The following is a 14440-nucleotide window of genomic DNA, read 5'->3' as shown; positions in this document are numbered from 1 at the left end:
ATGCCGAAGAAGAACACGTTCGCACGTCGGACACCGACCGATATCGCCCTGCACGTCTGGGGCATCCTCGTCTTCGTGTACCTGTTCGTGCCGATCGCGGTGATCATCGCCTATTCGTTCAACAACGGCAAGGTGCTCGCGAACTTCCGCGGCTTCGGCCTGCACGCCTACATCAGCGGCATCAACAACGACATCATCGTCTCCTCAATCGTCACGAGCCTGCAGGCCGCTGTCGGCACCGCCATCGTCTCGACGGTATTCGGCACCCTCGGCGGAGTCGCTCTGGCTCGGGCCCGAAGGGGCGCTTGGTGGGCACTCGGACTGACCGCGATCCTCGGACTGACGCTTGTCACCCCCGAGATCGTCGACGGCATCTCGTTCCTGCCGTGGTTCGTCACCGTCGGCGTCGATTGGGGCATCACCCCGCTCAACAACGGCTTGGTCAGGCTCATCATCTCGCACGCGATGTTCTCCATGGCGATCGTGACGTTCATCGTCAGGGCCCGGCTCGCCGGAATGGACACCCAGCTCGAGGATGCCGCCGCCGATCTCGGTGCCACCCCGTGGAACCGGTTCAAGGACATCACCCTGCCGATCGCGGCACCCGGCATCCTCGCCGGTGCTCTGATGTCGTTCACCGTCAGCCTCGACAACACGATCCTCTCGAGCTTCGTCCAACAGCCGGGCTATACTCCGTGGCCGGTCTACATCTTCTCCGCCGTCCGCGTGGCCCTGCGCCCCGAGGTCGCGGCGATGTCGACGGTGATGTTCGTGCTCACCCTCGCCGCACTCGGCTTCGTCGGCTTCGTCCTGCGCAAGGCCGGCGGCAACGCCACGGAGATCATCAAGACGATGGCCGCATGAGGCACTCCATCACCGAGGCGGCCCCGAAGTTCGCCGGCTCGCGCCGGCCCGCCGTTCCGCACCACCCCGCACCTGCCTATCCGGCAGAGTGCCCACCGACCGCACTGCGAAGAAAGTGAAGTGACATGGACGTCAATGCCGCATTGGCCGACGCCTCGACCGTTCCGTTCTGGCTCGACACCGATCTCCGTCCGGAGCCGCTGCCGCCGCTGCAGGAGAACCGCGAGACCGACCTCCTCGTCGTCGGCGGCGGGTTCACGGGTCTGTGGACTGCTCTGCAGGCCAAGGAGCGGGACCCGAACCGTCGGGTCGTGCTCGTCGAGGCGAACTCGATCGGGTGGGCCGCCTCGGGGCGCAATGGCGGATTCTGCGCGGCCAGCCTCACTCACGGCTACGACAACGGGGAAGCCCACCTGCCGGAGGAGAACGATCGGCTCGCGCAGCTGGGCCGGGAGAACCTCGACGCCATCGAAGCAGCGGTGGCGAAGTACGGGATGGACGTCGAGTTCGAACGCACGGGCGAACTCGATGTCGCCACCGAGGACTACCAGGTCGCCGAGCTGCGTGAGGCCCACGATCCCGATTCCGGTTTCATCTTCCTCGACCAGCAGGAGCTCGCGGGGATCGTCAAGTCGCCGACGTACAAGGGTGCGCTGTGGGATTCCCGCGAGGTTGCGCTGGTCCATCCGGCGAAGCTGTGCTGGGAGCTGCTGCGGGTCATCCGCGAACTCGGTGTCGAGGTCTATGAGGGCACGAAGGTCACCGATGTCAGTGATCGGAAGACCACCGTCGAAGTCACCACCGAGCCCACCGGCGAGGCCGCACGTACGACGGGCGGCGGAACGGGGGCGGCTGCCTCGTCGCGGGCATCGTCGACGATCACCGCGCAGCGCGTGGCCTTGGCGACGAATGTGTTCCCCTCGCTGCTCAAGCGAATGAGTCTGCATACGGTTCCCGTCTACGACTATGCGCTGATGACCGAGCCGCTGAACGACGAGCAGATGGCTGCGATCGGGTGGGAGGGCCGTCAGGGCATCGGCGACTGTGCAAACAGATTCCACTACTACCGGCTGAGCGCTGACAACCGGATCCTCTTCGGCGGTTGGGACGCCGTCTACCACTTCGGGCGGCAGGTGTCGTGGAGATACGATCAGCGGCCCGAGACGTTCGAGACCCTCGCCGAGCACTTCTTCGAGACCTTCCCGCAGCTGGTCGGGCTGAAGTTCACCCATAAATGGGGCGGACCGATCGACACCTGTTCACGGTTCTTCTCGTTCTTCACCAGCGCCTATGGGAAGAAGGTCGCCATGGCTGCGGGGTTCACCGGGCTCGGAGTGGGTGCGTCTCGGTTCGCTGGAACGGTCATGCTCGATCTGCTCTCCGGTGAGGCCACCGAACTGACCGAGCTCGAGATGGTGCGCAAGCTGCCCCTGCCGTTCCCGCCCGAGCCGGTGGCGTGGCTGGGCATCAAGATGACGACGAATGCGCTGATCAAGGCCGATGAGAACGAGGGCCGTCGCGGTCCTCTGCTCAAGGTCCTCGATGCAGTGGGCATGGGCTTCGATTCCTGAGGGCTCCGGCCTGTCCGACGCCCGGACCGCGGGCGGGGAATTCGGCCGTGGTTGGTAGACTCTGGGTGAGCGCGGGAGGAACTCCCGAACACTTTCACAAAGGAGCAGTACACGCATGGCACGTGTCGTCGTTGAGGTGATGCCCAAACCCGAGATCCTTGACCCCCAGGGCAAGGCGATCTCCGGCGGACTGACCCGTCTGGGCTTCACCGGGTTCGGTGAGGTTCGTCAGGGCAAGAGGTTCGAACTCGAGGTTGACGGCGAAGCCACCGAGGAGGTCCTCGCCCAGGCACGCGAAGCCGCAGAGAAGCTTCTGTCGAACCCCGTGATCGAAAACGTGGTGGCAGTCCGCGTGGCCGAGGACGCATCGTGACCGCTGTCGCGGCTGATCCCACCGCCGAGGCGACGCCTGAGTCCGGTGTCTCCGTCGGAGTCGTCACGTTCCCCGGAACTCTCGATGACCGCGATGCCGCTCGCGCCGTTCGTCTGGCCGGTGCGAACCCGGTGAACCTGTGGCATGCGGATTCGACTCTGTCCGGAGTCGACGCCGTCATCCTGCCCGGCGGTTTCTCCTACGGTGACTACCTGCGCTGCGGCGCAATCGCCGGATTCGCTCCGATCATGGAGTCCGTCGTGGCTGCGGCGAATGCCGGTATGCCGGTGCTCGGCATCTGCAACGGCTTCCAGATCCTCTGCGAATCCCATCTGTTGCCGGGTGCGCTCATCCGCAACGATCACCAGCATTTCATCTGCCGTGATCAGGACCTGGTTGTGGAGAACGCGAACACCGCGTGGACGAGCGACTATGAGCAGGGTCAGACGATCCGCATTCCGCTGAAGAACGGTGAGGGCGGGTACGTCGCCACCGACGAGGTGCTCGACGAACTCGAGTCCACCGGACGCGTGGTCTTCCGCTACCAGGGCTTCAACCCGAACGGGTCTCTGCGCGACATCGCCGGAATCACGAACGAAGCAGGTAACGTCGTCGGTCTCATGCCGCACCCCGAACACGCCGTCGAGGCCGGCTTCGGGCCCGAGTCCGGCGGCGGAATCGACGGTCAGGGGTTCTTCTCCTCGGCCGTGCGCACGCTCGTCGCCAAGGGCTGAGCCGGCCGGCGGTCCCTGCGACACCGACAGACGAACGACGCCAGGGCTTTAACTCAGAGGCACTGTTCTGAGTTGAGGACCTGGCGTCGTTTGCATTCTATTTGCGGGTTGAGTGATCACGGACCTCTATTCGTCGATGTACACCTGCAACGGCGCCGAGTCTTCGAGGCCGCCGCATTCTGCAGTGATGACGTAATTGCCCCACAGGTCCTTGCTTGAATCCGCTATGTATCGGACCGATGCGGACTCATCTTCACCGGCGAGTTGGCGCTTTTCCCAGACCTTCGTCTGACCATCCGTGTTCTTCTTGAACACGCGGAACACGACCTCGTCTTCGGCCGAGCAGTTGACCATTGTGAGATTGACTCCGTCGGTGCCGAGAGCCGTGTCGTTCGTGTCCTCCTCTGGGTTCATCAACAGAGTGCCATCGTCGTATTCACCTCGATCGCCCTCCGCCATGAGGTCGACACTGGTGGACATCTCCCTCACTCTCTCGCCGTCGCGTTCAACATAGACCATGAACGGAAGGGCTGTCGGGACGTCCGGTTCCTCATCCACGACAACCGAGCCGTCGAACGGCCCGTCCTTCTTCACAACGGACTTTTTGTCGTTGAGACTGGTGGTGACGACGTCCCCTGCTTTGAGCCCGTCGACGGTGTATTCGATTCCCTTGCCGTGCGCGACCTCGTACAGTGTCATCGTCGCGTACCTCAGCGCCAGATCTTCATCGTGAGACTTGGGGTCATCCTCCGAGCCTTCCTCCTCTGCTGCCCCAGATTCGCTCGAGTGACTTTCGTCGGTTGGCACAGAGCCCGAAGGTGCGGCGTCGAGACTCAGAGCCGCCGCCGGTCCGGCTGCGAGGGCAGAGATGCCGAGGGCTGCGGTCACGGCGAGTGCGAGCTTCTTCATTGTGATCATCCTTCTTTCATCCTTGCCGGTGACGCTTTGAAAGCGGCGCCGGGTTGAACGGCCGTATTCGGTTATGGTGCGACCGTAGTCACGACGAAAGGGATCTGTGGAGTTCTGAACATTGTGGTCATGACAACTTCGAAACAGCAATCCGACCTGTTCCGTGACGTCAACGTGACCTGCCGATTCGAACGCCGAGCCGCCGTTCAGAATCACGCACCGCCCACAGCGGCACTCTCGCCGAGGCGGCGCTGTCGTTCCTGGTCATCTCCGTTGTTCCAGCGAGGTTGGTTCGGAGCTGGCTGCTCCGGTTGAGGCAAGCTGATACGGCTGCACAGGCCGCGATCAGACTGTCGATCACATCGTCATCACTCCGCAGAGTTCGGCAGGCTGAATTGTTATTGCCGATTTCGGAGATTTCAGGCCGCGGTCGCCTGCTCGCGACTTCGGAAGCAGGGGACCAGAACTGTCAGCAGCAACCTGGCCGGACTCAGTCTTCGGCCCAGTCGAGTCCGACGGCGGTCTCGAGAGTGCTGTTCGTGGCGTGCAGTGGGACAGCCCAGGTTCTGTCCCCGACGATGCCGTCTGAGTCGACGGCACCCCACTTCTGAAAGCCCTCCACAGACTCCTTCGTGCCGGCCCCGAAGTCTCCGTCGGCTTCGCCCGGCGACGGCCAATCGCCGCTGCCTGCACCAGAGATGAGCACCTTCTGCAGGTCGCGAACGACGTCGCCTTTCGACCCCGTCTTCAGCAGAGGCATCGGACCACCGTTCGGAAGTGCTTCCCAGGTGTCCTTTCCGACGATGCCATCGACCGTCAGTTCGGCGCTCTCCTGAAACCGTTTGACCCCCGCTTCGGTGTCCGGTCCGAAATCACCGTCGACTGCGACGCTGAGATCGGGAGTTCTCCGCAGAGCTCGCTGGGCGCGAAGGACCGCGGTGCCCTTATCGCCGCGTTTGATTTCGGGCTGACCGGGATTGGACATGATTGTGCTCCTCGTTCATCGGTTTCGCGGAAGCTTCCTTGCCTCCACGACGACCAAGCTAATGCCCGTTGTTCCTGCACCGGCAAGGCTCCGACGAGACTCAACGGGCGTGCACGCGAACTGGTCGGCACTGCCTGTGAGGACAGCACAGATCGGCCCCGGTTCCTCGACCAGGAGTCGAGGAACCGGGGCCGATCGCTTCCGCCAGGACCGCTTCTCGCCGTCGGGCCGGGTGGAGTCACCAACCCGACGGGTCACCGGTCACTGTCAGCTCTTGTTCTTCCGGCGTGCCAGGCCGATGGCTGCTCCACCGCCGAGGATGAGCAGAGCACCTGCGGTCAGACCGGTGAGTTCGGCACCGGTGCGAGGCATCGACGAACCGCCCCCGGATCCGCCGGCTTCGCCGGAGTCTCCTCCGTTGCCGCCACCGGACTCGCCGCCGGTGACTTCGAACTCTCCTGACCTGCTGACGTCCATGCATTCGGCGAAGACCTGGTAAGTCCCGACGTAGTACGCGGGATCATCCCCGAGACCGTAGACGTGGATTCCGGCCGTTCCTTCTTCATTGGTCGTCGCGGTTTGTTCGTAGAGTTTCTCGCTCTTGTCCCCGGAGTAGACCTCGAAGTGGACTTCAGCATCCGGTACGCATTCGTTGACCATCAGCTGCACACCTTGGTCTCGGTCGATGAAGTCCTTTCCCGAGATCTTTTCCGGGTTGATCGAGAGCTGGGGGTCGACGACGCTGCCGTCATCGGTGACCGTGAACGTAGTCTCTGCACTCTTGTCGCCGCAGGAGGCCATGACGATGAATTCACCGACCCAGCCCTTGCCGCCGTCACCGTCAGGGAGGAACTGGACGGACCCGGCTGCGTCCTCACCGGCTTCCTGGGACTCGTCCCAGATCACGGTGTCGGGGTCCTTCGCTGAGCTCACCTGGAACTTCACCTCGGAGTCGACATGGCAGTCGACGAAGGTGATGTTGACACCGTTCTCGAGGAAGTCGGCGAGCTTCTGGCTCTCCGGGGTGACTCTGAGATCCGCATCGGAGCCATCGTCGTCTTCAGTGACGGAATACGTCGTCTCTGCGCTCGTGTCACCGCATTCTGCGCTGACCACGAAGTCACCGATCCATTCGTCACCGCCGGTGCCGGGCATGAATGATGCGGAGACCGAACCATCATCGCCGGCGGTCTTCGCCTCTTCCCAGATGTTCGTATCTTCGCCCTTGCGGACGATGGTGACGGTCACTTCCTCGCCCGCCTCGCAATTGCTCACGGTGATGTCGACACCGTTGTCGAGATACGAGTCGATCCCCTGGCTCTGCGGGTCGACGCTGACGGCCGCATCCGAGTCATCTTGGCTGTCGGTGATCTCCACACTGCCGCTGAATGTCTTCGACTCCTCGCCGTCGCGGGCCACGGTCACGGTGACATCGACGACGTCGCCGACTTTGAGCTCGGTGTTGCCACGGAGCTCTCCGTTGAACGTTCCGTCACTGTCGACGGTGATGGAGCCGTTCTCGCCGGGTCCTGCGGTGACGGTGTCTCCGGCCTTCAGCCCGGTGATGGTATACGGGATGGCCTCGGCTGCCTCGTCGACGGGCATCGACGACTGGTCGAGTGAGAACGAGGCTTCGATCGGGGTCGAGTCCTCGGTCGGTTCGTCCGAGCCTTCGCCAGGGTCGGCCGCCTCTTCACCGTCGCTGGGATCGGCTGCGTTCTCGTCGCCTCCTGGATCGGTCGATTCCTCCCCGTCACCGGGTTCGGTGGGTGCGCCGGGATCAGCGTCGTCGCCACCAGGGTCTGTGGGCGGGTCCTCCGTTCCCGGAGATTCTGCGTCGCCGTTTCCTGCTTCTCCTGCGGCTTGGACGTCGACCGCCTGCGCAGTTGTGCGCTCATCTGCTTGTGCGGCCGCCTGACCCCATCCTCCGAGGGAGAGTGCCAGAGCGAACGTTGCCGCCATTGCCAACCGTTTCATGATGGTCCTTCCAGAGTTCTGGTCGGTTGCCGTCTTCAGTTATGGCTTGGACCATACGCAGGCAGAGGAGAGCGCACGACTTTTGTTCATTTAGGTCATGACAGAAGTGATAGAGGTGTTTTGCCGAATGTTTATCACTTCGCAATATTGTTTGCTCAGCCTGATTATGGCGCACCACGTGTTCGTCCCACAGGCTGCGCTCTCACCTGCACAGCAATCTCTAATTGTGGCAAGTGAGCCGCACGGCAGAGCGGCCAGAGTTGTGTCACATTTGGATCGACTTCGGCATTCACGCCCTGAAAAACGTTATGCCGGATCTTCGTTCACCATCTGATTTCTGCGGTAAATGCGATGCAGGGTCCCCGAGCTCGAGGACCCTGCCGCTGTTCGGAACCATCAGGCCTGCTGAGTGGGACCGTCCTCTGCCGGCGCCTCGGGGCTTTCACTTTCGGCATCCGGTCCGTCCGCGCTGTCGCTGTCGGAAGCCGCAGCCTCGTCGACCGGCGCGCCGGCCTCGGCCTCGGCGAGCACCTCGGCGGTGAACTGCTCCTCGGCATCCTCTCCGCGGAACTGCGACATGTACAGGCGGAAATAAGCGCCTTCTGCCGCGAGCAGCTGATCGTGGTTGCCGTGTTCGACGATCGCTCCGTCCTCCATCACGAGAATGGTGTGCGCGTCACGGATCGTCGACAGCCGGTGGGCGATGACGAACGACGTCCGATCGGTCCGCAGCGCCGCCATCGCCTGCTGGACGAGCACCTCGGTGCGGGTGTCGACCGACGAGGTCGCCTCGTCGAGGATGAGCAGTGAGGGATCGGCGAGGAACGCTCGGGCGATGGTGATGAGCTGCCGTTCGCCGGCCGAGACGCTGCCGCCGTCGGAATCGATGGCGGTGTCATAGCCGTCGGGCAGCTGGCGTACGAACCTGTCGACCATCGTCGCCTTGGCGGCTGCGACGACTTCCTCATCGGTGGCGCCCAGCCGACCGTAGCGGATGTTGTCGGCGATCGTGCCTTCGAACAGCCACGCATCCTGGAGCACCATGCCCACATGTGAGCGGAGGTCGGCCCGGCTGAGGTCGCGGGTGTCGATGCCGTCGAGGTAGATCGTTCCGCCCGTGATCTCGTAGAAGCGCATCACGAGGTTGACCAAGGTGGTCTTGCCGGCGCCAGTCGGGCCGACGATTGCCACCGTATGTCCCGGTTCGGCGGTGAAGGACACCTTCTCGATGAGAGGCGTCTCCGGAGCATACCGGAAGCTCACTTCGGAGAATTCGACCTTGCCCGGAGTGCGCGCGGGCAGCTCCCTCTGCACCTCGTCGGGGTCCTCCTCCTCGGCGTCGAGCAGTTCGAAGGTCCGCTCCGCCGAGGCGACACCGGACTGGAGCATATTCGCCACACCGGCCATTTCGGAGATCGGCTGCGAGAACTCGCGCGAGTATTGGATGAACGCTGTCGCATCACCGAGCGTCATCTGTCCCGTCGCCACCTTGAGGCCGCCGGCGACGGCGATGAGGACATAGCTGAGGTAGGACACGAACTGCATCGAGGGCATGATCATGCCGGAGACGAACTGTGCTCCTGCCGAAGCCTTGTACAGCGATTCGTTGCGACGGTCGAACTCCTCGAGCATAACCTCGTCACGGCCGAAGGCCCTGACGATGTCGAGGCCGGAGAATGACTCTTCGACGTGTCCATTGACCTCACCGGTGTGCTTCCACTGTGCCTTGAACAGCTTCTGCGACCGGGTACCGATGACGCCGGCGATGATCGCCGACAGCGGCAGAGCGATGAGAGCCAGCAGTGCGAGCTGCCAGGACACGATGAACATCATCACGCCGATGCCGATGATCGTCAGCGCTGACTGCACGAGCTGAGAGAATGCCTGTTGCAGGGCCTGCTGGATGTTGTCGACGTCGTTGGTCACTCGCGACATCACGTCGCCGCGCTGACGGGTGTCGAAGTAGCGCAGCGGCAGCCGGTTGATCTTGCGTTCGATGTCCTCACGCAGTCGGTAGACCACGCGCATGACCAGGGCATTGAGGATATATCCCTGCGCCCACATGAGCATCGAGGCCACGAGGTACATGAGCAGGACGGCGATGATGATCTGACCGAGCGCCGTGAAGTCGATTCCCTGCCCGGGCACCACCTCGGCGGTGGCGAGCATATCGGCGAAGTCGTCCCGGCCCTCGGCGCGGGCCCCGGCGATGATGTCGTCGATGTTCGCGCCCGCGGGCAGCTGAGCGCCGATGACTCCGGAGTAGACGACGTCCATCGCCTTGCCGAGGACCTTGGGCGCGATGACGGTGAGCACGACGGAGCCGACGACGAGGGCGACCACGTAGAACATGCCCTTCTTCTCCGTGGCCATGAGTCCGAACAGACGTTTGACCGATGGCCAGAAGTGCTTGGCCTTGCGCGGAGGTGTGCCTCCGCTCATCTCCAGTTCCTCGCCGCTGGGGATGTATTCGTCTTCCCCAGCCACCACAGTTTCGGTAGAGGTGTTGTCGGCCATGTCAGTTCACCTCTTCCGTGGTCAGCTGGGATTCGATGATCTCGCGGTAGGTCGGGTTCGCCTCCGCGAGTTCCTCATGGGTGCCGCGGCCGACGATCTTCCCGGCCTCGAGGACGATGATCTGATCGGCGTCCCGGATAGTCGATACGCGCTGGGCGACGACGATGACGGTGGCGTTCCCCGTGGATTCGTCGAGGGCGGCTCGCAAGCGGGCATCGGTGGCGACGTCGAGGGCGGAGAACGAATCGTCGAAGACGTAGATCTGCGGCTTCACCGTCAGGGCTCTGGCGATGCACAGACGCTGCCGCTGCCCACCGGAGTAGTTCGTGCCTCCCTGGGCGACGCGTTCTGAGAGTTTGTCTTCTTTCTCGGCCACGAAGTCGTCGGCCTGAGCGATGCGCAGGGCCTCCCACAGCTCTTCATCGGTGGCGTCCTCATTGCCGAAGCGCAGGTTCGAGGCGATCGTGCCCGAGAACAGGTACGGCTTCTGCGGCACCAGACCGATGAGCTGGGCCAGCTGGTGGCGGTTGAACTCGGTGACGGGGGTGCCGTCGATGAGGATCTCGCCGACCTGCGGGTCGATGAGTCTGGGGATGAGGTTGACGATCGTCGACTTGCCGGAACCGGTCGATCCGATGATCGCGGTCGTCGTTCCGGGCTGGGCTGTGAAGTTCAGTCCCTCGAGCACAGGCACCTCGGCGCCGGGATATCCGAAGGTGACATTGCGGAATTCGAGCTCGCCGCGACCGGGCAGCTCCGTGACACCGGCCGGGATGGTCATCGTGCTGCGGGTGTCGAGGATCTCTGCGATGCGTTCGGCGCAGACGACGGCGCGTGGAATCATCATCATCATGAATACGCCCATCATCACGGCCACGAGGATCTGCAGCAGGTACTGCAGGAACGCGGTCAGCGATCCCACTTCCATCTGCCCGGCGTCGACGCGGTGGCCGCCGAACCACAGGACGGCGGCGGTCGCGAGATGGAGGATCATCATGATGGCGGGGAACATGAGCACGAACAGGTTGCCGACCTTGACCGAGGTTGCGGTCAGGGCACGGTTGGCATCGGCGTAGCGGTCGGTTTCGAAGGGTTCGCGGACGAAAGCGCGGATGACGCGGATGCCGGTGATCTGTTCGCGCAGAACTCCGTTGATGTCGTCGACCTGGTCCTGCATGCGGCGGAACAGCGGCATGAGGAGGTAGACGAGAATGGCGACGACGATGAACAGGACGGGCACGGACACCCACACCAGCCAGGACAGCCCGGCGTCTTCCCGCAGGGCCATGATGATGCCGCCGATGCACATGATCGGGGTCGAGACCATGAAGTTCAGGGTCATGAGCACGAGCATCTGAACCTGTTGGACGTCGTTGGTGTTGCGGGTGATGAGGGTGGCGGATCCGAATTTTCCGACCTCGAGCATCGAGAGGTCGTCGACCTGCTGGTAAATGGCTCTGCGGAGGTCACGGCCGACGCCCATTCCCGTGCGGGCACCGAAGTAGATCGCGGTGATCGCGGTGACGACCTGCACGAGGCAGACGAGCAGCATCGTCATACCCGTCGACCAGATGAAGTCGGTATCGCCCTTGGCGACACCTTCATCGATGATCCGAGCATTGAGGCTGGGAAGGTACAGCGCTGCTATTGTCGAAGCCAGCTGCAGGATGACGACGAGAATGATGAACGGCCAGTAGTTTTTGGCGAATTTCAGGGACAGGCTGAGTAGTGCCACGTTGAACGTCCTGAGTGAAGAGCGGCTGACAATTGAGTCGTGAGAGTTGCGAAGCGCGACACACTACCTTACATGGATTCTCCGCTCTGAGATAGACGATCCGGCGGCAGATCGGGGCGTTCTGCCTCGATCGCTACTTCACCATGAGGCACTGACACGGCCTTCGCACCGCGTGCCTCCTCGATTCTCGGGCGCTCCCGCATACGCTTGAAAGCATGAGCTCAACTCTGCAGGACCTGGTCAATCGTGCCGTCTTCTATTCGACGGAGGTGCAGACGCATTTCGGTGCGCTCATCGCCGACGCCGAGTGGGAAGTCGACTTCAGCTCCGACCCGCACCTGACGTTCACGTCTGCCGAGGGCGCCGTCCTGCGTACCCGGCCGCATCTGCTCGGTTCGGAGTCAGGCAGGGAGAAGACGTGGCTGTGGGGTTGGGAGAATGTCAATGACTTCCCCGATGCCGTCGTCGGGCTCTCCCACGAGGTGCGCAAGTTCGGGGCCGCTGAGGACGTCAGCGAGCTCACGACACCCGAGTTCTCCCTCGATGAGGAGCTCGCACTGCGGCTGACCCTGGCGTCGAAGGAGGCCACCGACAAATGGGCCCACTATCCTGCCGCCGCCGGAGCCGGGACCACGGTCTGGCTCCTCGTCGATGCCGCCGAGATCGCCCTGCCCGCACCGCAGGTCAAGGTCTCTGTGCGGGCGCTCATGCAGGGACTGACGCAGACGACGGTGACCGACCACCGCGCGGCCATCGAAGCGTACGTCGCCAGACGCGGCATTCCGACGGCTGAGCTCCCCGAGGGCGGGCTGCGGATGCTGTTCGCCGACGGCTCGGCTGACCTGTCCTTCGACGATCAGCGTCGCATCTCCAACTGCGACCTGAATGCGCCGCTGGAGGGCGAGGCCGCCGAGCAGTACGCCGCCGCGGAACCCACAAGCACCCCCACCGAGGCGGCCGCCGCCTCTCGCGCGACCGATTCGACTTCCGCTCCCGCCGCGAAGGATGTTGCCGCACCACCTGCGTCGACCCCCACGACACCGACGCCTGTGCAGACAGAGGAAGCTGCACCCACGGAGTCCGTGCCAGACGAGAAGCCGGCAGCGGAAGCGGCCCCGGCGCCCGAGGCTCAGGCCAAGGAAGCTGCAGAGCCTGCGGCGGAGGCTTCGGACGCCGCACGCGGACAGCAGCAGCAGCCGGAAGACGAGCGGCTGGTCGGAGACGGGTCTGTCGAACCCGCCGAGACGGAGACTCCGATCGAGGAAGAACCGAGCAAGGACGCCAAGCCGAAGAAGAAGGGCCTGTTCTCCAAGCTGTTCGGACGCTGATGCGCCGCTGAGCTGTTGGATCCCTGAAGGATGCTTGGGGCCCCGCCGATCGGCGGGGCCCCAGACCATTCATCGGCTCTCATCGGTTGACGGGCGTCTCGGGTCCCCAGCGAAAACCTCGGTCGAAGAGGAACCTTCGCTCATCATCATTGCGCAGCGTCAGTGCCGAGTCCGCTGCTTGAAGAGAGAACTCCCCCTCTCCGACCTTCGAGTACCGGAACTCAACCGTGCCGGAGGGAACGCGGATAAGAGTCTGAGCGCCTTTGCGGACAGGGTAGAGCTTCGCTGTGATCGACTGGCCATCGACTGTGTAGATACCGTCCTGGAAGTCTCCGTCGGAGTACCGCACGCTCATTCTCTTTCCCTTGCCCGAGCCTATCTGCCCGAAAGCGATCTGAGTGATGTCTGCGGTTGTATGGTCGGTGCCCTCGATCGGGGTCGGTTTGCCTGACGTGGTGACGGTATAGACACCTGAGATCTCCTCAGGAGTCCCAGGGCGGCCCCAATTGAGACTGATTCCGGTTGCCAGCCCACTGCCGACGATGATGACTACAGCGAGTATCGGGGAGACCCAGCGGGTGATGCGAACGAAGATCCGGTTCTGCCAGATGAGCCCGCTGACCGCTGGCCCGACGCTGCGCCCGAGTGCGAATCTCGCGATTCGGGGCACGTTGGGGATGACAAGGATCAGACCGACCAGGGCCATCGCTCCTGAGAGCTGCTTCACCGGCACGTCGAACGTCAGATTGAGCAGGAAGACCACGCTCATGTCCAGAGCCGTGATGAGTGCGCCGAGCCAGGCAGAACGACGGAAGAGCAGCAGGATGACGGCGAGAAGCTCGGCCAGACCCGCCAGGACTTGAACGGTCGGGGAGAATGCCATGAACCGCCACAGCAGACCCATGGGGCTCATCTCGCCGTACTGGACTATTGCGTCGGCGTAGTCGGCATAGCCCATCTGAACGTGGAAGATCTTCGTCCAGGCGTAGGGCAAGAGCGCGATCGCCAATCCGATGCGCAGCAGCCAATGCAGGGCCCTCGGAGTTCAGGGTGTGAACGGGCATCGGTTTCCACTGACGAGGACAGTTAATGGCGATCGCAGCGTCGTCGGACAGAACGGCACAGTCCTGACCGAACACCACATGGCGCACCACACCGAGGACTATGTCCACACGGGCCGCGACCTCCAAGTCACCGGCGCCGACGCCTTCCGAACCTTCCTCACAATTACTACCTGACGGCGGCCCAGCAACCCCGCGCCAGGTAGCAATACCCCCGTCAGGTAGTAACAAGCACACACATCGCACCCACACGCGAATGCACCGGTGAGGCTACCCTCGAATAGTGGACACCCAAGTTAGCGGGATTCGCAGTCCTGCTGGAAGGATGTTCAATATGTCAGATCAGAAGCGACAGCGTCGCTCTTACACCCCCGAGTATCGGATCG

11 protein-coding genes are annotated in these 14440 nt (G+C 63.2%); 5 read left to right on the top strand and 6 right to left on the bottom strand.

The window, feature by feature from the left end:
* From HK353_RS14575 to purQ, 4 genes are all read left to right on the top strand, one after another.
* A complete protein-coding gene (locus HK353_RS14575) occupies positions 1-864 on the top strand; it encodes an ABC transporter permease (protein WP_173157282.1) in 864 nt (287 codons plus the stop codon).
* Between the two features lie 125 nt (positions 865-989).
* On the top strand, positions 990-2435 hold the full coding sequence (locus HK353_RS14570; RefSeq protein ID WP_173157280.1) for an NAD(P)/FAD-dependent oxidoreductase: 1446 nt from the start codon (positions 990-992) through the stop codon (positions 2433-2435).
* A 115-nt stretch (positions 2436-2550) separates the two neighbouring features.
* Positions 2551-2808: a phosphoribosylformylglycinamidine synthase subunit PurS gene (gene purS, locus HK353_RS14565; RefSeq protein WP_025780534.1), complete on the top strand. Its 258-nt coding sequence runs from the start codon at positions 2551-2553 to the stop codon at positions 2806-2808.
* Entirely contained in the window at positions 2805-3542 is a 738-nt protein-coding gene (purQ, locus tag HK353_RS14560; RefSeq protein ID WP_101546313.1) for a phosphoribosylformylglycinamidine synthase subunit PurQ, read from the top strand. Before purS ends, purQ begins: the two co-directional genes overlap by 4 nt.
* A gap of 126 nt (positions 3543-3668) precedes the next feature.
* Here purQ and HK353_RS14555 read toward each other — a convergent pair whose 3' ends face one another.
* The 5 genes from HK353_RS14555 to HK353_RS14535 form a co-directional block, all read right to left on the bottom strand.
* Positions 3669-4667 carry a hypothetical protein gene (locus HK353_RS14555; protein WP_173157278.1) on the bottom strand — a complete coding sequence of 333 codons (999 nt, stop codon included), beginning with the start codon at positions 4665-4667 and terminating at the stop codon, positions 3669-3671.
* 274 nt (positions 4668-4941) lie between these two features.
* Entirely contained in the window at positions 4942-5436 is a 495-nt protein-coding gene (locus tag HK353_RS14550) for a peptidoglycan-binding domain-containing protein (protein WP_173157276.1), read from the bottom strand.
* Positions 5437-5703: 267 nt separating this feature from the next.
* Positions 5704-7413 (bottom strand): hypothetical protein, encoded by a 1710-nt coding sequence (locus HK353_RS14545; protein WP_173157274.1) that lies wholly within the window; start codon positions 7411-7413, stop codon positions 5704-5706.
* 396 nt (positions 7414-7809) lie between these two features.
* Entirely contained in the window at positions 7810-9930 is a 2121-nt protein-coding gene (locus HK353_RS14540; protein ID WP_245396050.1) for an ABC transporter ATP-binding protein, read from the bottom strand.
* A gap of 1 nt (position 9931) precedes the next feature.
* Positions 9932-11665 carry an ABC transporter transmembrane domain-containing protein gene (locus tag HK353_RS14535; protein ID WP_173157272.1) on the bottom strand — a complete coding sequence of 578 codons (1734 nt, stop codon included), beginning with the start codon at positions 11663-11665 and terminating at the stop codon, positions 9932-9934.
* Between the two features lie 215 nt (positions 11666-11880).
* Between HK353_RS14535 and HK353_RS14530 the strand changes: the two genes are divergently transcribed.
* The gene (locus HK353_RS14530) at positions 11881-12993 is read left to right on the top strand and encodes a DUF6882 domain-containing protein (protein ID WP_173157270.1); all 1113 of its coding nucleotides are present in this window, start codon (positions 11881-11883) and stop codon (positions 12991-12993) included.
* A 79-nt stretch (positions 12994-13072) separates the two neighbouring features.
* On the opposite strand, the gene HK353_RS14525 is transcribed toward HK353_RS14530, so the two are convergent.
* The gene (locus tag HK353_RS14525; RefSeq protein ID WP_245396049.1) at positions 13073-14002 is read right to left on the bottom strand and encodes a DoxX family protein; all 930 of its coding nucleotides are present in this window, start codon (positions 14000-14002) and stop codon (positions 13073-13075) included.
* Positions 14003-14440: the final 438 nt, after the last annotated feature.

This window comes from Brevibacterium permense, assembly GCF_013280495.1.
GTDB lineage: Bacteria > Actinomycetota > Actinomycetes > Actinomycetales > Brevibacteriaceae > Brevibacterium > Brevibacterium permense.
The sequence above is the reverse complement of the archived record's forward strand: the minus strand, read 5'-3'. Positions and strand labels throughout refer to the sequence as shown.

What these genes read in the sequence shown, in the direction of transcription:
- HK353_RS14575 (WP_173157282.1), top strand. Translation starts at nt 1, where the DNA reads ATGCCGAAGAAGAACACGTTCGCACGTCGGACACCGACCGATATCGCC.
- HK353_RS14570 (WP_173157280.1), top strand. Translation starts at nt 990, where the DNA reads ATGGACGTCAATGCCGCATTGGCCGACGCCTCGACCGTTCCGTTCTGG.
- purS (WP_025780534.1), top strand. Translation starts at nt 2,551, where the DNA reads ATGGCACGTGTCGTCGTTGAGGTGATGCCCAAACCCGAGATCCTTGAC.
- HK353_RS14550 (WP_173157276.1), bottom strand. Translation starts at nt 5,436, where the DNA reads ATGTCCAATCCCGGTCAGCCCGAAATCAAACGCGGCGATAAGGGCACC.
- HK353_RS14545 (WP_173157274.1), bottom strand. Translation starts at nt 7,413, where the DNA reads ATGAAACGGTTGGCAATGGCGGCAACGTTCGCTCTGGCACTCTCCCTC.
- HK353_RS14540 (WP_245396050.1), bottom strand. Translation starts at nt 9,930, where the DNA reads ATGGCCGACAACACCTCTACCGAAACTGTGGTGGCTGGGGAAGACGAA.
- HK353_RS14530 (WP_173157270.1), top strand. Translation starts at nt 11,881, where the DNA reads ATGAGCTCAACTCTGCAGGACCTGGTCAATCGTGCCGTCTTCTATTCG.